Here is a 22,605-nt window from a genome sequence, read left to right as displayed (position 1 = left end):
CAGGGTGGTCCCATGGAGTACACGAATCTGGGACGTACCGGTCTGTCGGTGAGCCGGCTCTGCCTCGGCACGATGAACTTCGGGCCGCAGACCTCCGAGCCGGACAGCTTCGCCATCATGGACCGGGCGCTCGAACACGGCATCAACTTCTTCGACACCGCCAACGTCTACGGCTGGCAGACCGGTGAGGGGATCACCGAGCAGATCATCGGTCGTTGGTTCGCCCAGGGCGGGGGCCGGCGGGACAAGGTCGTCCTGGCCACCAAGGTCTTCGGCAAGATGGGCGAATGGCCCAACGACCAGGGCCTGAGCGCCCGGCACATCGTCCGGGCCTGTGAGGACTCGCTGCGCCGGCTCCAGACCGACGTGATCGACCTCTACCAGATGCACCACGTCTCGCGGAGCACCCCGTGGGAGGAGATCTGGCAGGCGATGGAGACCCTGATCGCCCAGGGCAAGGTGATCTACGTCGGGTCGTCCAACTTCGCCGGTTGGCACATCGCCCAGGCGCAGGCCGCCGCCGGGAAGCGCAACTTCCTCGGCCTGGTCGCCGAGCAGTCCATCTACAACCTGCTCACCCGGCACGTCGAGCTGGAAGTGATCCCGGCCGCGCAGCACTACGGGCTGGGGGTCATCCCGTGGTCACCGCTGCACGGGGGGCTGCTCTCCGGGGTGCTGCGCAAGATGGCCGAGGGCGGGGCCGCGCGGGGCACCGCCGGCCGGGCCGCCGACGGGCTCGCCGCGCACCGGCCGGCCATCGAGGCGTACGAGAAGTTCTGCGCCGAACGGGGTGACGACCCGGCCGACGTGGCGTTGGCCTGGTTGCTTTCCCGGCCCGGGGTGACCGCCCCGATCATCGGCCCGCGCACCGTCGCCCAGCTCGACAACACCCTGGGCGCGCTGACGGTGGAGATCGACGAGGCGACGGAACAGCGGCTCGACGAGTTGTTCCCGCCGGTCGGCAACGGCGGCCCCGGCCCGGAGGCCTGGGCCTGGTGACCGGTCCCCCGACGGGGGCCGAGTAGCGGCACCCGAGCGCCTCGGACACCGCCACTGCACCCCCCTTCGCGCCGCCGTCACGGAACCGTCGCCCGCCGGGCCCGGCCCCGATCGTCATGATCAGCAGGGTGCGGGGCGGAGCGGCCAGGTGGCGAGGGGGGTGTGGTGGGGGCCGGGGCGGCTGTGCACCAGCACCAGCTCATCGGCCGGCCACCACGGACCGAGGTGGGCGTCGAGGGCGAGCCGGTCGGCATCCACCTCGGACGGGTCGAGCCGGTCACCGGGCCGCGCCACCGTCAGGTGTGGACGGAACGGCTTCCCGTCGTACGGCAGGCCGGCCCGGTCCAGCTCGGCCCGGATCAGCCCGGCCAGCGTCCGCAGCGCGGTCACCTCGCCCCGCACGTCCACCCACAGCACGGTGGTCCGGCCCTGCCCGAACAGGCCCCCGCCGCCCAGCCGTAACCGGGGTGGGTGCGTCCAGCCGGCGCGGGCGGCTTCGGCGGCCGCGCCGAGGGCACCTGCCACCTCGGGCAGCCGGCCGGGCTCGACCTCACCGAGGAAGGCCAGCGTGACGTGCAGGTGTGCCGGCTGCGCCAGGCGTACGTCGAGGCCGGCGGCACCGGCTGTGCCGACCCGCAGCCGGGACACCCGGGCGGTGAGGTCGGCGACGGCGGACGGTGGCGGGTGGACCGCGACGAAGAGTCTCACGCCCGCCGGTCACGGGGGCGGCGGTCGGCGGGGGTGGTCGGCAGCGTGAGCCCCGCCGCGGCCAGCACGCCCTCGACCCGGACCCGTTCGATCTCCCGGTCGACCCCGGTCAGCTCGGCCAGGTGCTCGGGGATCTCCAACGCCCGGCAGGCGGCGCGGAGCCGGTCGTCGTACGCCTCGATGACCGAGCTGTGCCAGACCACCGAGCGACCGCCGGCGGCGAGCCGGTGCCGGCCCAGGCGGCGCAGGTCGGCGGCGAGGAGTTCGAGGGGGCGGCGGTCGGCCCGGTCCAGCTCGGTCAGGTCGATGTCGCGGGTGGCCGGGTCGGCGGCGAGGGCCCGGTCGAGGCGGGCGATGGTGCGGCGTTCCCGGCGGCGTTCCCGCCACTCGGCCCAGCCGCAGGCCACCCGGTCGGCGATCTCGTCGAGGCAGAAGAGCAGGGCGAAGGCCACCGGCAGGCAGGCCACGGCGAGGATAGCCAGTATCAGCGTCAGCGCGCTCCCGCCTGCCACACCTCGACGCTAGGGCCCGGCGGGGCCGCGCGCCACCGCTTTGTTGCTATCTGCACGCTCTGCGTGTCCGCCCCACCGCTCACCGCCCGCTGGGGGTGAGCAGGTGGGGGCGGGACACCACGTAGAAGCGGGGCAGCGGCAGGACCCGGAAGCGCAGCCGGGCCCCGGAGCGCCGCAGTTGCCAGGTGAGCGCGAGCAGGGCGGTGGCCAGCGAGATGAGTCCACCCATCCAGATGCTCGCGCCGGCGCCGAAGGTCTCGGCGACCCAGCCGATGATCGGTGCGCCGACCGGGTTGGTGCCGAGGAACACCAGCACCCACAGCGCCATCACCCGACCACGGAAGGCCGCATCGGTGCCGAGCTGCACCCGCTGGTTGGCCGCCTGGGCGAAGAAGACCATGAAGAAGCCGGTCGGCATGAGCAGGGTCACCACCAGCCAGTACGCCGGGGCGAGGCCGACCAGGGTGCCGAAGACCGCGCAGCCGACGGCCGCACCGAGCACCAGCCATACCGACGGGCGGCTGCGCCGTCCGGTGCCGGCGAGCGCCCCGACCAGCGCGCCGACCGCCAGCGCGGTGCTGAACAGGCCGAACGAGGCGGCCCCGGTGTGGAAGACCGTCTTGGCCAGTGCGGCGAGGGTGAGCTGGAAGTTGAACAGCGACATCCCGATCACCGACATGACCACCATGGGCAGCAGCAGGTCGGGGCGTTGCCGGACGTAGCGCAACCCGTCGATGATCTTGGCGGAGTCGCGTTCGCCGATCGGGAGCAGGTCCTTGCGGTACAGCTCGGCCGGGCGCATCCGGACCACGTTTGCCAACGGCGCGACGGAGCTGACGGCGGTGAACAGGAAGACCGGGCCGACGTCGAACGCGGCGATGGCCAGGCCGGCGACGGCGGGGCCGATGATCCGGGCCGAGTTGAACACCGCCGCGTTGAGGGAGAGCGCGTTGGGCAGCAGGGTGGTGCCGACGAGTTCGCTGACGAACGCCTGCCGGACCGGGGTCTCCACCGCGTTGGCGGTGCCGAGCAGGGCGGCGAACGCGAAGACGTGCCACAGCTCGACCAGGCCGGTGAGTACCAGCAGGCTCATCCCCAGCGCCAGCACCGTCCAGAAGGCGTTGGCGACGAAGAGCAGCATCCGCTTGTCGTAGCGGTCGGCGAGCCGGCCGGAGAGCAGGGTGAGCAGCAGCACCGGGGTGAACTGCAGGGCGGTCACCACGCCGAGCGCGGTGGCGGAGTTGTCCGAAAGCTCAAGGACGAGCCAGTCCTGGGCGATGAACATCATCCAGACGCCGATCAGTTTGACCAGCTGTCCGGTGGCGAAGAGTCGGTAGTTGCGGACTCGTAGGGACTGGAACATCGTGCTCAGCTTCGCCTGCACTCTTGGTGCGCCTCCTCGGGTCGCGTACGCGTCATCGACGGCGGACGGCGCGGACCCGGTGGGGCGTCAGGCGCGGGCGAGCTGCTGGAGGATCTCGGCGGCCCGCCGTAGCGTGTCGCGTTCGTCCTCCGCGAGCGCGGCCAGCCGGCTGGCCAGCCACTCGTCGCGGGCCCGCTCGAACTGGTCGAGCACGGCCCGGCCTGACTCGGTGGCCGCCAGGATGACCTGCCGGCCGTCGGTCGGGTGGGGGGTGCGCTGCACCAGGCCACGCTCCTCCAGCTTCGCGACGATCTTGCTCATCGTCGGTGGCTGGACCCGTTCGACGTCGGCCAGCTCCCGGGGCGTCAGCGCGCCCGCCAGCCGGAGGCTGGTGAGCGCGGAGAGCTGGGTGACCGTCAGGTCGCCGACCGGGCGGGCCTGCCGGACCCGCCGGTTGAGTCGGGTGATCGCATCACGCAGCTGGGGTGCCAGCTGCGCCGGTGGCACGCGGTTTGCCGTCACCGTCCGCTCCGTCACAGTCGTTAGCCTAACTAATGAGCCTGGCTAACGACATCCGATATGACCATGCTCACGAGGGGAATACCGCCGCTGCGGGCCGGGCAACCTGACGGGTCGCCCGGCCCCGGGACCGACGGGTGGCGCTACGCCAGCGCGGACTCGATCGGCCCGCGCAGGAAGTACAGCACGAACAGCGCCGCCACCGCGTAGAGCAGCGGATGGATCTCCCGCGCCTTCCCCTTCGCCAGCTTGAGCAGCACGTAGCTGATGATGCCCGCGCCGATGCCGTTGGAGATCGAATAGGTGAAGGGCATCAGGGTGATGGTGAGGAACGCCGGGATGGCGATCTCGTAGTCGGTCCAGTCGATGGTCCGCACCGCGGTCATCATCAGGAAGCCGACCACCACCAGCGCCGTCGAGGCCGCCTCGAACGGGATCACCGTGGACAGCGGCGACAGGAACATCGCCAGCAGGAACAGACCACCGGCGACCAGGTTGGCCACCCCGGTCCGGGCACCCTCCGCGACCCCCGAGGCACTCTCGATGTACGACGTGTTGCTGGAGACGCTCGCCGCGCCACCCGCCGCCGCGGCGATCGAGTCGACCAGCAGGATCTCCTTCGCCCGGGGCGGGGTGCCCTGCTCGTCGAGCATGTCCCCCTCCTGGCCGATCGCGACCATCGTGCCCATCGTGTCGAAGAAGTCCGTGATCAACAGGGTGAAGACGAACATCAACGGGATCAACCAGCCGGCCCGGCTCCACGAGCCCAGCACGTTGAAGTTGCCCAGCAGCGACAGGTCGGGGATGTCCACGATCCGCTCGGGCAGCTTCGGCACGTTCAACGACCAGCCGTGCGGGTTGGGCTTGCCGTCGACGAAGGACGGCCCCACCTTGGCGACCGCCTCCACGATGATCGCCAGCGCGGTCGAGGCCAGGATGCCGATCAGGATCGCGCCGCGCACCCGCCGCACCACCAGCACCAGCGTCACCAGCAGGCCGACCACGAAGACCAGCATCGGCCAGCTGACGATCTTGCCGTTGATGCCGAGCCCCACCGGCACGGTGGTGTTCGCCGCGTCCGGCACCCGCCTGACGAAACCGGCGTCGACCAGCCCGATGATGGTCAGGAACAGCCCGATGCCCACCCCGATCGCGGTCTTGAGCTGCGTCGGGACCGAACGGAACACCGCCGTACGCAGGCCGGTGAGCACGAGGATCGCGATGAGCACACCCTCGATCACCACCAGCCCCATCGCGTCCGCCCAGGTCATCTGCGGGGCGATCTCGAACGCGACGAGCGCGTTCACCCCCAGACCGGCGGCCAGCGCCATCGGGAACCGCCCGACGACCCCCATCAGGATCGTCATCAGGCCGGCCACCAGCGCGGTCGCCGCGGCCAGGGCGGGAATCGACAGCTTCTTGCCGTCACCGTCGGCGGCTCCGCCCAGGATCAGCGGGTTCAGCACCACGATGTACGCCATCGTGAAGAAGGTCGCCAGACCACCCCGTACCTCACGGCTCATCGTCGAGCCACGGGCGGAGATCTCGAAGAAACGGTCGAAACCGTTCCGGGGGTGGGCGGGATCAGAGGGAATGCCGTTGTCCGGCGGCGCTATGGCCATCAGGTCCTCGCAGGTGATCTACCGTTGTCGCGCGCATCGTCCCAGATCAGCGGCGGGCCGGGAAGATGCTTCGCGGTACGCTTCTGCCCGTGCCGCAGGAGCAACCACCACGACCCGAGCCACTCGACCCGCCGATGGTCCCGTTCGCGGTGGCCGGGTTGATCGCCTGGGCGGTGGTGGGCCTACTGATGCTGGTCTTCTTCCGTGGCTGGCTCACCGAACACGGCCACCAGGACTGGCTCTGGACCTGCCTGGCCGGGTTCCTGTGGGGCTTTCCCGGTCTGGCCACGATGATGCGGCACGACGCCCACCGTCGTCGCCGTCGGGCATCCGCCCGGCAGGACTGACCCGCCCCGCACACCGGGTGTCCGGGGCGTCACGCCCACGCCGAGCCCACCGGCCGGCGGACCGGCCCCGCAGTCAGGACCGGCCGGACGGCTACACCGGCTCGGACTCCTCCGCCGGGTCGGATGCCCCGTCCACCGTCATCGACTCGACCGCGCTGTCGTCGTACACCGTCGGCAGCTCGTCGACCGCCGGCTCGGCGGTCTCCACCAGGGTCTCCGAGTGCGCGCCGCAACCGTGCTCGGCGCTGACCACCCGGCCGTCGTCAGGGGCGTAGAAGTTGCCGCAGGCCCCGAACGCCTGCCGCAGCGCACCGGCCAGCGGCAGATAGAAGCCACAGGTGCCACAGCGGGCCGAGGCGGGGGCGGCGGTGGAGATCGGGGCGGACGGGCCGTGGTCGCCGTCGTACCAGCGCTGGGCCGCCTCGGCCCGGCCCTCGCGGGACAGCACCCGGGGCCGGCCGAGACCCAACTCCCAGGAGGTCTCCTCGACCGCCGGGTCGTCGGAGAGCAGGTAGCCGGGGGCGAGCCGGTCGTCGTCCGACGGGGTGAGGAGCAGGTCACCCGGGCCGAGGTCACCCGGCTGGAGGCGTTCCTGCCACGGCAGCCAACCGGGCGCGAGCAACGCGTCCGAGCCGGGCAGCAGCACCGTCTCACAGACGGTGACCTGCCGGCTGCGGGGGACCCGGGTGACGGTCACCGCCCAGCGCCAACCCCGGTAACCACCGAGCAGGCATTCGAAATAATGGGTGACCACCCGGTCACCTTCGGCGACGGCCCGCAGGTGGTCGCCGATGTCGGCGGGCTCCACCTCGGTGATCGCGTCGCGGGCCACCTCGACGGCGGCGGCGCAGACCTGGTCGAGGCGGGCGGCACGAGCGGGAGCGGGCCTGGTCACCCGACCATTGTTCCCCATGCGCGACACGCGCCGACAGGCACTCCCCGAGTGAGTCTTCCCCCGTGGTGCGGCACAGCTGGATCAGATGGGCGAGGATGGTGCACATGCCGCTGTTCTCCCGCTCCGGGCGGTCCGTACTGGGACGGACCGTCGGCACCGGCATCCGCGCCACCCGCCTGCTGCTGCGCGGCTCGGTCAACGGCGGACGCTGGATGACCCGACGGGCCGGTTCGGCCCGCGCGAAGGGTGCCGGCGGAGAGACCGGCATGGTCCGCCTGTTCGACCTGCACGCCGTCTCCTGCGCCGGGGACACGTTGATCGCCATCGGCCTGGCCGGGACCATCTTCTTCGACGTCCCGCTCGGTGAGGCACGCAGCAAGGTGGCGCTCTACCTGCTGGTCACGATGGTGCCGTTCGCGATGCTGGCACCCGTGGTCGGCCCCCTGCTCGACCACTTCCGGCACGGCCGGCGGTACGCGCTGGCCACCACCATGCTCGGCCGGGCCTTCCTGGCCTGGCTGATCTCGGACTACATCGGCAGCCTCGGGCTCTATCCCGCCGCGTTCGGGGTGCTGGCGCTGTCCCGGGCGTACGGGGTGGCCCGGTCCGCCGCCGTGCCCCGGCTGCTGCCGGAGGGTCTCGGGTTGTCCCAGGTGGGGGCACGGGCCAGTGTCTACGGCACGGTGGCCGGGGCGTTGGTGGCCCCGCTGGGGTTGGCGGCGTTCTGGTTCGGGCCGCAGTGGCCACTCCGGGTCGCCTCGGTGATCTTCCTGGTCGGCATGGTGATCGCGTTGCGGTTGCCGCCCCGGGCGGACTCCGAGCCACCGGAGCGGGTGCCCCGACCACTGCGGGCGCTGCGCCGCAAGGGGGACCGTCCGTTGGGCCGGGGGCGGCCGGCGGGTCGACTGGTGATCGCCACCCTGATCGGCGCGGCGGGGCTCCGCGCGCTCTACGGTTTCCTGCTGCTCTTCCTGGCGTTCGCGCTCAAGAAGGGGGACCTGACCAACGACCTCTTCGGCCGCCGGCTCAGCGACCAGGCGGCGCTGGGCATCATCGGCGGGGCGCTGGCGATCGGCGGCTTCCTGGCCACCGCGGTCGGCACCCGGCTGCGGATCCACCGACCGGCGGCGATCCAGTCCAGCACGATGATCATCGTGGCCGGGGTGGGCATCCTGACCGTGCTGAAGTTCTCCCTGCCGATGGTGGCACTGTTCTGCCTGGTCGCAGCCCTGTCCAGCGGCATCGCCAAGCTCGCCGTCGACGCCTCGATCCAGGAACGCATTCCCGAACGGTTACGGGCCAGCTCCTTCGCACACTCCGAGACCGCCCTGATGCTCGCCTTCGTCGCCGGTGGTGGGCTCGGCCTCGTACCGTTCGAGGGCCGCATCGGCATCGCGGTCGCCGCCGGGGTGGGCGTCCTCGCCGCTGCGCGGGGAATCGTCGTCGCGGGCCGGCTGCGCGCCGAGCGGCTGCTGGGCCGACCGTTGACCGACGAGGAGTTGGCCGCCCAGGACCGGGCCGACGCCACTGCCGCGCGGGCGACCGACCCGGCTTCCGGGGTGACCGACCCACCCGGTCCTGCCGCCGGCTCCACCGATGCCGCTGCCGGTCGTTCCGCCGGCACGCGGGTAGATCTGGCCGCCGACCGCCCGGCCGACAGCGCCGACGACGAGGCGACCGAGGCGGCGGCCCGGGCCGCACCGACCTCACCGGCCCCGAGCGGGGCGGCCGGACGGCACGACGACGGGTTGGCCCCGCCGGGCTACCACATCTACCGGCCGTCCTCGGCGGTCCCGGGCAGCGGTGTCGACGACCAGCCACGGCAGTCGCCGGGGTCGGTGTCGTGACGGGTCTGCTGGTGTTGACCGCCGTACCGGCCGAGGCGGAGGCCGTCCGGGCGGGGCTGGCCGACCCGACGGTGACGGTCCGGGCGATCGGCGTGGGACCGGCCGTGGCCGGCGCCGCCACGGCCCGCCTGCTGGCTCTGGCCGAGGCTGCCGGTCGTCCGTACCGGGCGGTGGTCAGCGCGGGGATCGCCGGGGGCTTCGCCGGCCGGGCCCCGGTCGGCGCAACGGTGCTCGCCTCCCGCAGCGTCGCCGCGGACCTCGGGGCCGAGTCGCCGACCGGCTTCATCCCCGTCGACGAGCTGGGGATGCCCCCGGAACTGCTCGGTGGCGGCCCCACCATCGACACCGACCCGGCGCTGCTGGGCGCGCTACGCGCCGCCCTCCCGGCGGCCGTCGTCGGGGCGGTGCTCACGGTCAGCACGGTCACCGGCACCGCCGCGAGCACCACCGCCCTGGCCGACCGGCACCCCGACGCGGTGGCCGAGGCCATGGAGGGGTACGCGGTGGCGGTCGCCGCCGCGCAGGCCGGCCTCCCCTTCGTCGAGCTGCGTACCGTCTCGAATCCGATCGGTCCCCGGGACCGCGACGGCTGGCGGATGCGCGAGGCGTTCACCGCCCTGACCCAGGCTGCCCGCGCGCTGGGCTGACCGGGCGTCGCAGGGACATGGCGAGCGGGCGTCCGGCGGCCACCCGGAAACCGCAGGACGCCAGGAAACGGGTGCCGAAGTGCTCCTCGACCACCGTGCGGACCAGACCGATACCCACGTCCTCCATCCGCTGTGTCATGGCGGCCACCAACCGGCCACCGATGCCGATCCGACGGTGCCCGGCCGCGACCAACACCCCGTCGAGCACCAGTTCGCGCGGCCAGTCCAGGTCGTCGCCGTAGACCAACTGTGGATCACACTCGTGGGCGCGCAACTCCCCCAGCAGGCTGCCGTCGGGCAGTTCGGCCACGAACCGCCAGGCCGTCGGGGGCCGTCCGTCACCGACCACCCAGCGGATGGTGGCGTCACGCCGGACCCGCTCCGCCGCCCGACGCCGGTCCCGGTACCCCCGGTTCCGTTCGTACGCCGCCGGCGGCAGCCGCAGCGGCCACTGTGCGGGCGGCAGGTTGTACCACTCCGCCCACCAGGCACCCGGCCAGTCCTTCGGCTCGTGCACCGGCCAGACGTCGAGATGGGCCGGATAACGTCGCCCGGCGGTGTCCCGTAGGTCGTCGTGCGGCACCGGCGGCAGCGAACAGGTCACCCCGGCGGTCGGCGCCTGGACGGTCGACGTGGCGGTGATCGAAGGCAGGTTCGGGGCGTCGGTCGGGGGCGGGGCGTCCGTCGGGGGCGGGGCTGCGGTCGGGGGCGGGGCTGCGGTCGGCGCGGGAGGTGAGGTGGTGGGCAGTGAGATCGTCAGGGTGCCACCGACGGCCCGCACCAGGCGCTCGACCGTGTGGAACCGTGGATCGGCCGCACTGCCGGACTCGATCCGGGCGATGGTCGCCTGGGGCACCCCCGAACGCCGGGCCAGCTCCCGCTGGCTCAGGTCGGCCTCCCGGCGCAGCGCCCGCACCGTCCGGCCCAGATCGGCCGGCAGGGCCTCCTCCGTCGTCACACCACCATGCTCCCGGTGCTACGCCTCGGCTTCAACAACCTCATCTCCGACTGTGGACAACCCTGTGGAAAACCGGTGGAGCTGGGGACAAGGTAGTGAGGTCGCGTCCTTTAGAGCTGATGACGTCAGCGATTCACGGATTGGTCCGATCCAGGTATACCGACCAAAGACGTCGGTGACGGATAGGTCTTTAATGATAGATAAGTCTTGAGAGACGGATGGGTCTTGAAACCGGTGAGGGAGTCCCGGCCGCTTCCGGCTCATGCCCGGGTCAGCCCGCCATGGTCTCGACAACGGTGTCCGGCCGGGTGGCACGGCCCCGGCATACCGAGAAAAGGTCAAACCACCACGCCTCGGCCAGGGTGGGGTACGCGTCACCTCCGCGCCCGGCGCTCCGCCCACGCTGACCCCGCTACCACTCCGCCCCACCCTCACCCCGCCACCGCCCTACCCACGCTGACCCTGCCACCGCCCCGCCCCACGCTGACCCCGCTGCCGCTCGGCCCGCGCTGACTCGATGACGTCATCAGCTCGAAAGGGCGCACACGTAGTACTCGTCGCCCCGCCCCGGGCTGAGCCGGGCCGGGCTGGGCCGAGGCCGGGCTGGGCCGGGCCGGGCCGGGCCGGGCTGGGCCGGGCCGGGTGGGATCACGAGCCGGACGCAGGTCCTCCCGAGCGGGTGAGACCCGCCGGGCCAGAACGGGCCCGCCGGCCAGGACAACCCGGGCAGAACGGCCCACCGGTCAGAACGGGCCCGCCGCCCGGCCAGAACGGCCCGCCGGCCAGAACGGCCCACCGGCCACAACGGCCCACCGGCCGGTCAGAACGGCCCGCCGGCCAGAACGGCCCCCGCCGGGGGCGGGCGGGGTGGGCGTCACATCGGGGGATGGCGGGGCGGATGCCGCAGCGGCGCTACCGTGGGGGCGTGGCGCTCTCACTGGCGATCTCCCCCTGCCCCAACGACACCTTCGTCTTCGACGCGCTGGTGCACGGCCGGGTGCCGGGTGCGCCGCCGGTCGAGGTGACCTTCGCCGACGTCGACGTCACCAACACCGCCGCCGAACGGGGGGCCTTCGACCTGGTGAAGGTCAGCTACGCGGCGCTCCCGTGGCTGCTCGACGACTACCACTTGCTGCCCTGCGGCGGTGCGCTCGGCCGGGGCTGCGGCCCCCTCGTACTCACCCGTGGCACCGAAGCTCAGGACGCCACCACCGACAGCACCACCACCGCAGGCGGGGCCACCACCGACGCCAGCACGGCAACCGGGCCCGCCGGACCGGCAACCCGGCCGGCCAGCGCAGTCGGCGGGGCGGGGCGGGCGGACCGGGTCGACCTGAGCGGGGCCACGGTGGCGGTGCCGGGTGACCGGACCACCGCGTACCTGCTGTTCCGGCTCTGGTCGGCGGGACAGCCACCGGCCCGGATCGAGATCGTGCCGTTCCACGAGATCATGCCGGGCGTGGCGGCGGGCCGCTACGACGCCGGCCTGGTGATCCACGAGGCCCGGTTCACCTACCACCGGCACGGGTTGACCGCGCTGGTGGACCTGGGTGAGTGGTGGGAGGCCGACACCGGCCTACCCATCCCGCTCGGGGCGATCCTGGCCCGCAAGGGCACGGTCGACCCGGTGGCCGCCGCCGGCTGGATCCGGGAGTCGGTACGCCAGGCGTGGGCCGACCCGTCGGCCAGCCGGGGGTACGTGCTCGCGCACGCGCAGGAGATGGAGCCCGACGTGGTGGACCGGCACATCGGCCTCTACGTCAACGAGTTCACCGCCGACCTGGGGGACGCGGGGTTCGCCGCCGTGGAGGCGCTGCTGGGCCGGGCCGCCGACGCCGGGCTGGTGCCTCAGACCTCCAACTCGCTGGCCACCGCGTGGACCAGCTGAGCGATCTTCTGCGCGGTCTTGCGGTCGGGGAAGCGGCCCCGGCGCAGGTCCGGCTGAACCTTCGCCTCCAGCACCTTGATCATGTCCTCGACCAGACCGTGCAACTCCTCGGCCGGCCGGCGGCGCAGCTCCGCCATCGAAGGCGGGGCGTCCAGCAGCTTGACCCCCATCGCCTGGGCGCCACGCCGGCTGTCCACCACGCTGAAGTCGACCCGTTGACCACCCTTGAGGTCGGTGACACCCGCCGGCAGCGCGCCCTTCGGCAGGAACACGTCGCCACCCTCGTCGCTGGTGACGAACCCGTATCCCTTGGCCGCGTCATACCACTTCACTCGACCCGTCGGCACCTTGGAAACCCCTGCTTCACTCGATACGACTACTGCTCCAAGGCTAGCCCGATGATCCGGTCGAGCGCCGCCGGGAATCCGGTGAGGTCGTCGAGGACCAGCTGCGCCCCGGCGGCCCGCAGGTCGTCCGCCGGGCACGGGCCGGTCGCCACCGCCACTCCCGGGATACCGGCCGCCCCGGCCGCCACCATGTCCGCCACGTGGTCACCGACGTAGAGCGCGGCACCGTGCTCCCGCAACGACGTCGCCTTCTGCTCGGCGAACAGGTCCCCGGCCAACTCGTCGACCGCCAGCCCGAGGTGGTCCAGGTGCAGCCGGGCCAACCGGCCGATCTTCGAGGTGACGACCATCACCCGGCCGCCGTGTGCGTGCACCGCGTCGACCGCCTCCCGGGCACCGGGCATCGGCACCGACGGGGCGATCGCGTACGCCGGGTACAGCTCCCGGTAGAGGACCACCGCCTCCTCGATCCGCTCGGCCGGGAACCAGTGGGCGAGTTCGGTGCGCAGCGGCGGACCGAGCCGGGAGACCGCCAGTTCGGCGTCGACCGGCACACCGGTGCGGGCGGTGAGCGCCCGGTAGGCGGCGGCGATGCCGGGGCGGGAGTCGATCAGGGTCATGTCGAGGTCGAAACCGACCATCAGCGCGGACATTCTGCGAAGGTACCCGGACAGGTCAGCCCGAGCCGGACGTCCGGGGGGCGCAATCGCCCGCCTGCGGGCTAGCGTGGAACGACGATGACCACCTCACTCGCCGACCAGTTGCGCGCGCTGCCCGACGAGGCGCTCGCCGCGCTGCTCCAGCTGCGCCCCGACCTCGTCGTACCGGTGCCGGCCGACGTCTCCGCGCTCGCCCTGCGGGCCGAGTCGCGGGTGTCGGTCGCCCGCGCGCTCGACGGGCTGGACCAGTTCACCCTCCAGATCCTCGACGCCGCCCGGCTCACCCGGCACCCCTCGGACGGCACCAGCTCCACCGAGGCGGTGCTCGCCATGGCCACCGCCGGGCCGCACCCGCCCGCCCCGACCACCGTCCGCGGTGCGCTCGACCGGCTCCGCGCCCGGTTCCTGCTGTACGGCCCGGAGCAGGCGCTGCGGGTCGCCGGCAGCGTGGACGAGCTCGCCCCGTACCCGGCGGGGCTGGGGCGACCGGCCGACGAGCTGGACCCGCGGGCGGCGGCGCTGTGTGCGGACGCCGCGAAGCTGCGCCGGACGTTGCTCGCCGCGCCCCCGTCGGCGCGGGCGATCCTGGACCGGCTCGCCGCCGGTCCGCCCGTCGGCAGTGTGCCGCCGGGCTCACTCCAGGCCCCGGCGCTCGGCGCGGAGGGCGACCTGCCGCCCGACCCCACCAACGGCGGTGCCCCGACCGGGTCGCCGGTGCGTTGGCTGGTCGAGGCGCGGCTGCTGGTGGCGGTCTCCGCCGGGACGGTCGAGCTGCCCCGCGAGGTGGGGTTGCTGCTGCGTCGCGACACCGGCCCGCTCGGGCCGCTGCGGACCAGCCCGCCCCCGGTCGACGCACCGCCCCGCGAACCGAAGGCCGCCGACTCCGCCGGGGTCGGGCAGACCATGGAGGTGGTACGGCACACCGAGGCGCTGCTGGAGGAGCTGACCGGCGAGCCGGCCCCGGTGCTGCGCTCCGGCGGCGTCGGGGTCCGCGACCTGCGCCGGCTGGCCCGCGCGGTGGCCCTGGACGAGTCGACGACCGCGCTCCTGGTCGAGGTGGCGTACGCGGCCGGTCTCCTCGGTGAGCTGGACCTGCCCGCCGCCGCCAGCCGCTACGGGGGCGAGCAGCAGGTGCTACCCACCGGGGCGTACGAGGTGTGGCGGGCGATGTCGCTGGCCCACCGCTGGGAGCAGTTGGCCCGGGGTTGGTTGACGATGAGCCGGCAGGCCGGCCTGGTGGGGCAGCGCGACGACCGGGACCGGCCGATCAGTGTGCTCTCCGCCGAGGCGGAACGGGCCGGTGCGCCGGCCGCCCGCCGGGCGGTGCTCGGGGTGCTGGCCGACCTGGAACCGGGTACCGCCCCCACCGTCGATGAGGTGCTGGCGCTGCTCGACTGGCGGGCACCCCGGCGCAGCAGGGGGCGGGAGGCCGCACACCGGGAGGTGCTGACCGAGGCGGCCCGGCTCGGGGTGACCGGCCTCGGCGCGCTCACCTCGTACGGGCGGCTGCTGCTCGCGAGCGTCACGGAGCCCGAAGAGCGGGGCGGGGACGACCCGCTGGGGTTGCGCACCGACACCGAGAGCGGTGACCCCTCGGGCACGGTGCGGGCGTTGGACGCCCTGCTCCCCGCCCCGGTCGACCATTTCCTGGTGCAGGCCGACCTGAGCGTGGTGGTGCCCGGCCCACCGGACCCGACGTTGGCCGGTGAGCTGGAGGCGGTGACCGAGCCGGAGTCGGCGGGTGGGGCCAGCGTGCACCGGGTCACCACGGCCAGTGTCCGGCGGGCCCTGGACGCCGGTTACACCGCCGACGACCTGCACGAACTGTTCCGCCGCCGGTCGCGTACCCCGATCCCGCAGGGGTTGACCTACCTGGTGGACGACGTGGCCCGGCAGCACGGCGGGTTGCGGGTCGGCTCCGCCGGTGGGTACGTGCGCAGTGACGACGAGGCACTGCTGGCGGAGGTGCTGGCCGACCGGCGGTTGACGCCGTTGGCGTTCCGCCGGCTGGCCCCGACGGTGCTGTGCACGTCCTACCAGGTGGGGCGGATGCTGACCGCACTGCGTGACGCCGGGTACGCCCCGGTGCCGGAGGACGCCAGCGGCACGATGGTGCTGGCCCGGCCCCGGGTCCGGCGGGCCCCGGCCCGGGTGCTGACCGGCCGGGCGGTGGACCCGCTGGCCACGCCCCGGTTGGCGTTGCCCCGGCTGCTCGGTGTGGTGGAGCAGATCCGGCGGGGTGAGGCGGCGGCGCGGGCGGCCCGGCGGGCCCCGGCGGTGGTCCGTGGCGGGGCGGCCCGGGCTGCGGCCGGTCCGCTACCCGCGCACGGTCACGCCGAGGCCCTGGCGGTGCTCCAGCAGGCGGTCCGGGACAAGGCGCTGGTCTGGGTCGGTTACGTCGACGCGCACGGGGCGACGCTGTCCCGGCTGCTGCGGCCGGTGTCGATCGGCGCGGGTTACCTGCGTGCCGAGGACGAGCGGACCGAGATGCTGCACACCTTCGCCCTGCACCGGATCACCGCGGCGGTGCGGGAGGACTGACCGGCACCCCGGCGCCCCCGTCACCCGTGGTCGACGGGGGCGTGCGGGCGGTGCGGCGTGACCGGCGTGGCGGTCACTGCCGACGCTCAGCGGCGGCTGCGGCGTACGGTGCCGACGACGGAGACGATGAGCAGCAGGGCGAAGCCGGTGCCGGCGGCCTCACCGACCGAGTCGATGAAGCCCTGCCGTTGCACCAGCCAGCCGAAGAGGAACCAGCCGACGACGGCGATCCCGGCGACGGCGTACCCGACCATGGTGGCCGTGGAGACCTCGTCGGTCGGTGTCACCCGGTCGCCGTTCGACGCGTCCTCGGCGATCATCTCGTGATCGACGGTCATCCCAGCCCTCCCACCCCGTCCGGCCCCTGACTTCCAGGGTGGCACCCGGTTGCCAGGACGGACAGGGGGAAATACCCCCGATCCGGCCCCTATGGACAACTACCGAGGTGCCGGAGGCGAGACGGGCTGCGGCGGCACGGGTCAGGGCCGGCGCGGCGGCGTTGCCGGGCAGGGGCTCAGGCGGTGCGGGTCAGGTGCCGGGGCGGCGGCCGACCAGGACCACCCGGGAGCCCACCTTGCCCAGCTCCCACCAGCGCACCGCGTCGGTGTGCAGCAGGTTGACGCAGCCGTGCGAACCGATGCCCGCGTTGTGCAGGTAGGTGGTGGTCTCGTGGAAGCCGATCCCGCCGTTGAAGCGCTGCCAGTAGGGCAGCCACACCTCGTACGGGTTGGACCACTCCTTGAGGTTGCGCAGGTTCACCTTGTAGGTGCCGGCGGGGGTGGCGTACCCGGCCATCCCGGTGCGGGTGACGGTGGGCTTGGCGACCACCTTGCCGTCGCGCATCACCCAGGTGGTCTGCCGGGTCAGGTCCACGCAGAAGGTGGTGCCGGAGCCGGCGGAGCAACGCTTGACGTCGGTGGTGGCGAGTCGCTTCGCCACGTCGAGCGTCAACGGGCCGGCACGACCCTCGGCGGGGCGGATGTCGTACCGCTGCTGGAACTTCTTGATCGCGGCGCAGTCGGCGTCGGTCTGCCGGCCGTCCACGGTGACCGTGCCGAACCCGCCCAGCCGGGCCAGGTACGTCTCCACCTCACGCTGGTGCTCGCCCAGCTGGCAGCGGGTCTGGTTGGACTTCTGCGGGACACGCGGGCGACGCCCGGTCGACGCCTTCGGGGTCTTGGTGGCGCGGACCTTCGGCTGCGGCTGCTCCCGGTGCCGGGGCTTCGTGTCGGACCCGGTCAGCTGGTCGGGCAGGGAGCCGGCGCCCGCCCCCGTTACCTGTTCCGCACTGCCGACCGGGGCGAGCCCTCCTCCAGTGCCACCCGGGTCGGCCTGCGGCACGGACGCACACCCACCGGCGCCGACCAGCATGACCGTGGCCAGGGCGACGACCCGGGCTCTGTGGCGGACCTGCATCGTGTGCCTCCCCGGTTCAGTCGTCCCACTGGTAGACGTGTGTCCCCCGGGAAACGTTGCACCCATTGCGAAGATTTTCTGGCAGTCTCCCACCCCCGTGCAACACTGGATGGTCGACCTGCGGCGGGATTCGCCGCCGGTCGGGGAATCCGGCCGAGGAGGGGACCTGGCGTGAGCGGTGGACCACTGATCGTGCAGTCCGACAAGACGCTGCTGCTGGAGATCGACCACCCGGACGCGCAGTCCTGCCGGATGGCGATCGCGCCCTTCGCCGAGCTGGAGCGTTCCCCGGAGCACGTGCACACCTACCGGCTCACCCCGCTGGGCCTGTGGAACGCCCGCGCCGCCGGCCACGACGCCGAGGCGGTGGTCGACGCGCTGCTGAAATACTCCCGCTATCCGGTGCCGCACGCCCTGCTGGTGGACGTGGCCGACACCATGGACCGGTACGGCCGGCTCCAGCTCGCCAACGATCCGGCGTACGGGCTGGTGCTGCGGGGGCTGGACCGGATGGTGCTGATCGAGGTCGCCAAGAGCAAGAAGCTCGCCGGGATGCTCGGTGACAAGATCGACGACGACACGATCCGGGTGCACCCGTCCGAGCGGGGTCGACTCAAGCAGGCGCTGCTCAAGCTGGGTTGGCCGGCGGAGGACCTGGCCGGGTACGTCGACGGTGAGGCGCACCCGATCGAGCTGGCCGAGGCCGGCAAGGACGGCGGTAAGCCGTGGACGCTGCGGTCGTACCAGCGGGAGGCGGTGGAGGCGTTCTGGGCCGGCGGTTCCGGGGTGGTGGTGCTGCCCTGCGGCGCGGGCAAGACCATGGTCGGCGCGGCGGCGATGGCCGAGGCGAAGGCGACCACGCTGATCCTGGTCACCAACACGGTCGCGGGCCGGCAGTGGAAGCGGGAGTTGATCGCCCGCACCTCGCTCACCGAGGAGGAGATCGGGGAATACTCGGGCGAGCGCAAGGAGATCCGTCCGGTCACCATCGCCACGTACCAGGTGCTCACCTCGCGGCGCGGCGGCGCGTTCACCCACCTGGACCTGTTCGGGGCCCGCGACTGGGGTCTGGTCGTCTATGACGAGGTGCACCTGCTGCCCGCGCCGATCTTCCGGTTCACCGCGGACCTGCAGGCCCGCCGCCGGCTGGGCCTGACCGCGACCCTGGTCCGCGAGGACGGCCGGGAGGGTGACGTGTTCAGCCTGATCGGCCCCAAGCGGTACGACGCGCCGTGGAAGGACATCGAGTCGCAGGGCTGGATCGCCCCGGCCGAGTGCACTGAGGTCCGGGTCACCCTGACCGACGCGGAGCGGATGTCGTACGCGACGGCGGAGGCCGAGGAGCGTTACCGGATGGCGGCGACCGCCCGCACGAAGCTGCCGGTGGTCCGCGCCCTCGTGCAGCGGCACCCCGACGACCAGGTGTTGGTGATCGGGGCGTACATCGACCAGTTGCACCAGCTCGGGGAGTACCTGGACGCGCCGATCATCCAGGGTTCCACCACCAACAAGGAGCGGGAACGGCTGTTCGACGCGTTCCGCTCGGGTGAGCTGCGCACGCTCGTCATCTCCAAGGTGGGCAACTTCTCCATCGACCTGCCGGAGGCGGCGGTGGCGATCCAGGTGTCCGGCACGTTCGGCTCCCGGCAGGAGGAGGCGCAGCGGTTGGGTCGGGTGCTCCGGCCGAAGGCCGACGGCCGGCAGGCGCACTTCTACACGGTGGTCTCCCGGGACACCATCGACACCGAGTACGCCGCCCACCGGCAGCGCTTCCTCGCCGAGCAGGGGTACGCGTACACCATCGTGGACGCCGACGACGTCCTCGGCCCTAGGCTCCCCACGGTCGACTGACCTGCGCGGTGGGGTCGGTCGCGCCGGGCGTGCCCCACGCGCAGGGCGGCTGCGGCCGGGCCGGGGCGCGCTGGTCCCCTCGCGCGCCCGGGCCTCCGTTGCGTCGATCCTCTCGCCCTGCGTACGGCGGGGGGTGGGTTGTCCCTCGCGCGTCCTTTAGAGCTGATGACGTCAGCGATTCAGCCCGGCATTTCCTCGGCTCGCCCAGCCGGGGTCGTCCCGCCCGACAGGCGGTCGTCTCCCCCGGCGGGTACTGTGTCCACAGTCGACAGTGGACACCGGCACGTCGAAGGGGATCCGAGTGAAGCGCCGAATTCTGCACGTCCTGACGATCGCGGTCGTCGCCGTCCCGGGCACCGCCGTGGCCGCCTCGCCGGCCTCGGCCAGCGACGCGCCCGGCTTCCTCTGCAACCTCACCCAGAACACCTGGCTGCGCACGGCACCGCACGGCCAGGTGCTGCGCACCCTGACCGCCGGTCGCGGCTTCCGCTGGCACGGCCAGGGCTCGTCCGAGGACAACGACACCTGGATCTACGGCCACGGTGCCGAGGACCCGTCCCTGGACGGCTGGGTCCCGGCCGGCAACACCACCTGCTGACCAGACCGCCGAGCAACCTCCATGATCGTCTCAGGGGAGACGGTGTAGCCGGTATCGAAGCGAATCCGATGCCGCCACATCGCCTCCCCTGAGTCCACCCCGGGACAGCTGGTCGGCCCAGTTCGTCCGACCCTCCCCGGTCGCCGGTACGTGCTCACCCCTCGGCGGCCCCGTCGCGCTTCACGCCGCCGTTCAGCGCTGAGCCGACCCCAGGACAGAGGCCGGCCCCGCTCGTCCGACCATCCCCGGTCGCCGGCACGTGCTCGCCCTCGGCGGTCCCGTCGCGCTTCACGCCGCCGCTCAGCGCTGAGCCGACCCCAGGACAAAGGTCGGCCCAGGTCGTCCGACCCTCCCCGGTCGCCGGAACGTGCTCGCCCCTCGGCGGCCCCGTCGCGCTTCAGGCCGCCGTTCAGCGCTGGGTGGACTCCGCCACGAACACGCCGCGCCCCGGCCGCCCCACCAGCACGCCCTGCTCCCGCAGCCGCGCCACCGCACGACTGATCGTGGACTGCGAGACGTCGTAGACATCCGCTAGGTCCCGCCCCGAGGGAAGCTGAGATCCAGGCGGATAGTGCCCGTTCTTGATCTTTCTCAGCAAGTCGTCGAGCAGTTCGTCCATGGTGGGCGGGATAGGCACGCTGGGCCCCTTGCAGTCGGTTGGCCCACTCAGTATCGATCAGCAGTTGCGGCAGGGGCAACGTATGTAGCAGAGGTGACATAGGTGGGCAGATGACTCAGAGACATGCTTGACATAGGTGACTCGGTGGTCGTAGCGTCGCTGTCGGTGATGCGGTGCTGTTGCGGTCGGTTGGCACCTCTCGTACCGGCCTCGCATCGCCACCGAGACCCCACCCCCCGCGCTCCCCCGGCGCGGCACTGCCGCCTGCCCGGCGGGCGGCAGCAGGGGTGGTCCCCGCCGATCGCAAGCGGCGGGGACCACCCTCCCCACGACCTGCGGCCTCTCCGAAGGGCGGTCACCTCGTGCGCCACCTGCTCCGCCGGCTCACCCGCCGGCACCACGCCCCACGACCACGGCAGCGGATCGACAGACCATCGACCCACCCGACGCAGGCCGCCCCGAACCGGACCGACCCGACACAGGCCCGTCAGCTGCCGAACGACGCCAAGACGGCCGCCGGAGTGCAGGCTCGCACGATCCAGGCCCGCACCACACAGACCGGCATGGTCACCAGCGCCCCGGCACCGCCCGACTCGACCCACCACATGATCACATTGCCGAAATGGAGACGACACGCCGAGGAGAGTGCTTCTTTTCGCAATCTGATCTTGACGCCCCTGACAGTTCCGCCCCCGGGCGGGTGGGGCGCTGAGCAGTCGGTGCGCCCGTCCCCGCTGCGCCCCTGGCAGATCCGCGAGCGCTGCTTCAACCTTCGTCGGCGCGGCGTCGACCCCGCCGAGATCCGCGCCTTCCTGCACCGGGTCGCCGACGAACTCACCCTCGCGCAGGCAGCCCTGGTCGCGGCGCAGGAGGAGAACGTACGCATCAGAAGGGCACTGCGCGCATGGCAGAGCGCCCAGTCGGCGAACCATCGATACCGATGACCGAGCGTTGGGTGATCCACCTGCCGGTCACCGCACCCGACCTGCTGCGCGCCCGGATCTTCGCCCGGACCGCAGCCCGGGTACTGGCCCGGCTCAGCGCCCGCGCCGAGCCCGGCGGGGTGACGGTGTCGGCCGAGGACCACCAGGACGTACACCACTGGGTCTTCTGCGACCGCCCCTTACCCGGCGGCACCCGCTGCGCCCTCCCCATCGACCACACCACACCCTGCACCCGCCGACGGCCGCCGACCCAGCCCCGGTGATCAAGAGGTTTGCGTCAATCTGAAGATCAAAGTTGACGCAAACCTCTTGATCACCGGGGAGAACGGGGGCGGAGAGGGCGGCGGGTCGGCGGGGGCGGCGCGTGGGGGCGCAGCGGGGTGCGGGCGGCGGGGGGTTAGAGGGTGCGGGTTATGTGGTCGGTGGAGATTCGGGCAGCCGACCTGGTGGGGTCGGGGTTGGCGCAGATGACCACGGAGGCGCCGGCGGCCAGCGGGGCGAGCAGCCATTTCACCGGTTGTTCGTGTTCGGCGGCGTCGACCAGCAGGCGGTCGCCGGGACGCAGGTCGAGTTGGGCGGCGACCTCTTTCGCCAGGCGTCCCCAGGCGGCGTAGCTCGTGCCGTCGGGGGTGGCCGGGGCAGCCGGGTGGACGGCCGCGTAGTCGGGTGGGGCGGCGGGGTGCCGGAGCACCTCGGCGGACCAGTCGAGCCAGCCCACCGGCACGTCCGCCAACAATCCGGGGCCGGTGCCGACGAGGTAGCGGTGCACCCCGTCGGGCACGTCCTCCAGCCAGTCGTCGAGGCGTTCCGGGGTGACGAACACCGCGTCGTACGGCCGCTCGCCGCCCGGTTCGAGGACCGGCAACCCGGCGGTGGCGCGCGGCCGGAACGACACCGCCATCCCCACCGACCAGGCCCCGAGCAACACCGCAGCGGTACGCCAGTGCGGCGGCAGCAGCACCGCCACCCGGCTGCCCGGCCCCAGCCCGCACCCGTCGCGCAGCAGTCCGGCGGTGCGCGCCGCCCAGTCACCGAGCTGGTTCGCGGTCAGCTCCGTCCGCTCCCCGGTCGCGTCGTCGCAGTAGGTCAGCAGCGGCAGATCGACCTGCTCAGGCGCATCGGTCGATGGGGTGACGGCGAGGTGGGCAACCATCGGGCCTCCTGTCCGGACGGAACGTCCCACCCTACCGAGCCCACGAGCCACCGAGCGCCAGCCCGGCCACCACCCACCGCACCGCACCGCACCGCACCGCACCGCACCGCACCGCACCGCACCGCACCGCACCGCACCGCACCGCACCGCACCGCACCGCACCGCACCGCAC

Annotated in this window: 21 protein-coding genes and 2 pseudogenes; 10 read left to right on the top strand and 13 right to left on the bottom strand. The window is 72.9% G+C overall.

Features of this window, described 5'->3' with window-relative positions; genetic code table 11:
- Positions 1-12 precede the first annotated feature (12 nt).
- Complete coding sequence (locus AB0B63_RS25260; RefSeq protein ID WP_357022912.1) at positions 13-999, top strand: aldo/keto reductase; 987 nt, start codon at positions 13-15, stop codon at positions 997-999.
- Between the two features lie 120 nt (positions 1,000-1,119).
- Here the strand turns inward: AB0B63_RS25260 and thpR are convergent, their stop codons facing one another.
- The 5 genes from thpR to AB0B63_RS25235 form a co-directional block, all read right to left on the bottom strand.
- Positions 1,120-1,707, bottom strand: a complete 588-nt coding sequence (gene thpR / locus AB0B63_RS25255; RefSeq protein ID WP_357022909.1) for an RNA 2',3'-cyclic phosphodiesterase — start codon at positions 1,705-1,707, stop codon at positions 1,120-1,122.
- The gene (locus AB0B63_RS25250; RefSeq protein WP_208565624.1) at positions 1,704-2,219 is read right to left on the bottom strand and encodes a hypothetical protein; all 516 of its coding nucleotides are present in this window, start codon (positions 2,217-2,219) and stop codon (positions 1,704-1,706) included. Before AB0B63_RS25250 ends, thpR begins: the two co-directional genes overlap by 4 nt.
- A 79-nt stretch (positions 2,220-2,298) precedes the next feature.
- On the bottom strand, positions 2,299-3,603 hold the full coding sequence (locus AB0B63_RS25245; RefSeq protein WP_208565623.1) for an MFS transporter: 1,305 nt from the start codon (positions 3,601-3,603) through the stop codon (positions 2,299-2,301).
- 66 nt (positions 3,604-3,669) lie between these two features.
- On the bottom strand, positions 3,670-4,119 hold the full coding sequence (locus AB0B63_RS25240; protein ID WP_208565622.1) for a MarR family transcriptional regulator: 450 nt from the start codon (positions 4,117-4,119) through the stop codon (positions 3,670-3,672).
- A gap of 125 nt (positions 4,120-4,244) precedes the next feature.
- Entirely contained in the window at positions 4,245-5,723 is a 1,479-nt protein-coding gene (locus tag AB0B63_RS25235; RefSeq protein WP_357022904.1) for an NCS2 family permease, read from the bottom strand.
- Positions 5,724-5,812: 89 nt separating this feature from the next.
- Here AB0B63_RS25235 and AB0B63_RS25230 point away from each other — a divergent pair, with 89 nt between their 5' ends.
- Positions 5,813-6,070 (top strand): DUF2530 domain-containing protein, encoded by a 258-nt coding sequence (locus AB0B63_RS25230; protein WP_208565620.1) that lies wholly within the window; start codon positions 5,813-5,815, stop codon positions 6,068-6,070.
- 91 nt (positions 6,071-6,161) lie between these two features.
- Here the strand turns inward: AB0B63_RS25230 and AB0B63_RS25225 are convergent, their stop codons facing one another.
- Positions 6,162-6,983 (bottom strand): DUF3027 domain-containing protein, encoded by an 822-nt coding sequence (locus tag AB0B63_RS25225; protein WP_208565619.1) that lies wholly within the window; start codon positions 6,981-6,983, stop codon positions 6,162-6,164.
- 86 nt (positions 6,984-7,069) lie between these two features.
- Here AB0B63_RS25225 and AB0B63_RS25220 point away from each other — a divergent pair.
- A pseudogene (locus AB0B63_RS25220) lies at positions 7,070-8,467 on the top strand (MFS transporter); the annotation flags it as partial.
- Positions 8,468-8,808: 341 nt separating this feature from the next.
- A complete protein-coding gene (locus AB0B63_RS25215; protein WP_357022900.1) occupies positions 8,809-9,459 on the top strand; it encodes a futalosine hydrolase in 651 nt (216 codons plus the stop codon).
- On the opposite strand, the gene AB0B63_RS25210 is transcribed toward AB0B63_RS25215, so the two are convergent.
- Entirely contained in the window at positions 9,422-10,417 is a 996-nt protein-coding gene (locus AB0B63_RS25210) for a GNAT family N-acetyltransferase (protein WP_357022897.1), read from the bottom strand. The genes AB0B63_RS25215 and AB0B63_RS25210 overlap by 38 nt on opposite strands.
- 925 nt (positions 10,418-11,342) lie before the next feature.
- Between AB0B63_RS25210 and AB0B63_RS25205 the strand changes: the two genes are divergently transcribed.
- Positions 11,343-12,305 (top strand): 1,4-dihydroxy-6-naphthoate synthase, encoded by a 963-nt coding sequence (locus AB0B63_RS25205; RefSeq protein ID WP_357022894.1) that lies wholly within the window; start codon positions 11,343-11,345, stop codon positions 12,303-12,305.
- Here the strand turns inward: AB0B63_RS25205 and AB0B63_RS25200 are convergent.
- Together AB0B63_RS25200 and AB0B63_RS25195 are read right to left on the bottom strand one after the other, a co-directional pair.
- Positions 12,266-12,652: a cold shock domain-containing protein gene (locus AB0B63_RS25200; RefSeq protein ID WP_204925856.1), complete on the bottom strand. Its 387-nt coding sequence runs from the start codon at positions 12,650-12,652 to the stop codon at positions 12,266-12,268. The genes AB0B63_RS25205 and AB0B63_RS25200 overlap by 40 nt on opposite strands.
- A gap of 29 nt (positions 12,653-12,681) precedes the next feature.
- Positions 12,682-13,305, bottom strand: a complete 624-nt coding sequence (locus AB0B63_RS25195; RefSeq protein WP_208565614.1) for an HAD hydrolase-like protein — start codon at positions 13,303-13,305, stop codon at positions 12,682-12,684.
- Between the two features lie 84 nt (positions 13,306-13,389).
- Here AB0B63_RS25195 and AB0B63_RS25190 point away from each other — a divergent pair, with 84 nt between their 5' ends.
- Positions 13,390-15,852: a helicase-associated domain-containing protein gene (locus AB0B63_RS25190; RefSeq protein ID WP_357022890.1), complete on the top strand. Its 2,463-nt coding sequence runs from the start codon at positions 13,390-13,392 to the stop codon at positions 15,850-15,852.
- Between the two features lie 86 nt (positions 15,853-15,938).
- Here the strand turns inward: AB0B63_RS25190 and AB0B63_RS25185 are convergent, their stop codons facing one another.
- Both AB0B63_RS25185 and AB0B63_RS25180 read right to left on the bottom strand, forming a co-directional pair.
- Complete coding sequence (locus AB0B63_RS25185; RefSeq protein WP_208565612.1) at positions 15,939-16,190, bottom strand: hypothetical protein; 252 nt, start codon at positions 16,188-16,190, stop codon at positions 15,939-15,941.
- A gap of 190 nt (positions 16,191-16,380) precedes the next feature.
- Positions 16,381-17,268 (bottom strand): L,D-transpeptidase family protein, encoded by an 888-nt coding sequence (locus AB0B63_RS25180; RefSeq protein WP_357022887.1) that lies wholly within the window; start codon positions 17,266-17,268, stop codon positions 16,381-16,383.
- 171 nt (positions 17,269-17,439) lie between these two features.
- On the opposite strand from AB0B63_RS25180, the gene AB0B63_RS25175 reads away from it, so the two are divergent.
- Positions 17,440-19,119 carry a DNA repair helicase XPB gene (locus AB0B63_RS25175; protein WP_357022884.1) on the top strand — a complete coding sequence of 560 codons (1,680 nt, stop codon included), beginning with the start codon at positions 17,440-17,442 and terminating at the stop codon, positions 19,117-19,119.
- Positions 19,120-19,420: 301 nt separating this feature from the next.
- Positions 19,421-19,717 (top strand): hypothetical protein, encoded by a 297-nt coding sequence (locus AB0B63_RS25170; protein ID WP_208565609.1) that lies wholly within the window; start codon positions 19,421-19,423, stop codon positions 19,715-19,717.
- Between the two features lie 409 nt (positions 19,718-20,126).
- Here the strand turns inward: AB0B63_RS25170 and AB0B63_RS25165 are convergent, their stop codons facing one another.
- Entirely contained in the window at positions 20,127-20,336 is a 210-nt protein-coding gene (locus AB0B63_RS25165; protein WP_357022880.1) for a winged helix-turn-helix domain-containing protein, read from the bottom strand.
- Positions 20,337-21,067: 731 nt separating this feature from the next.
- Here AB0B63_RS25165 and AB0B63_RS25160 point away from each other — a divergent pair.
- Positions 21,068-21,280 (top strand): annotated as a pseudogene (locus AB0B63_RS25160) (DivIVA domain-containing protein); the annotation flags it as partial.
- Positions 21,277-21,543, top strand: a complete 267-nt coding sequence (locus AB0B63_RS25155; RefSeq protein ID WP_357022877.1) for a hypothetical protein — start codon at positions 21,277-21,279, stop codon at positions 21,541-21,543. The pseudogene AB0B63_RS25160 and the gene AB0B63_RS25155, both read left to right, overlap by 4 nt.
- A 134-nt stretch (positions 21,544-21,677) precedes the next feature.
- Here the strand turns inward: AB0B63_RS25155 and AB0B63_RS25150 are convergent, their stop codons facing one another.
- The gene (locus AB0B63_RS25150) at positions 21,678-22,433 is read right to left on the bottom strand and encodes a TIGR03089 family protein (protein WP_357022874.1); all 756 of its coding nucleotides are present in this window, start codon (positions 22,431-22,433) and stop codon (positions 21,678-21,680) included.
- Positions 22,434-22,605: the final 172 nt, after the last annotated feature.

Origin of the sequence: Micromonospora sp. NPDC049081, from assembly GCF_040648835.1 — a bacterium.
GTDB classification, from domain to species: Bacteria; Actinomycetota; Actinomycetes; order Mycobacteriales; family Micromonosporaceae; genus Micromonospora; species Micromonospora antibiotica.
Note: the sequence above shows the minus strand (reverse complement) of the source record. Positions and strands in the feature narration are given on the sequence as shown.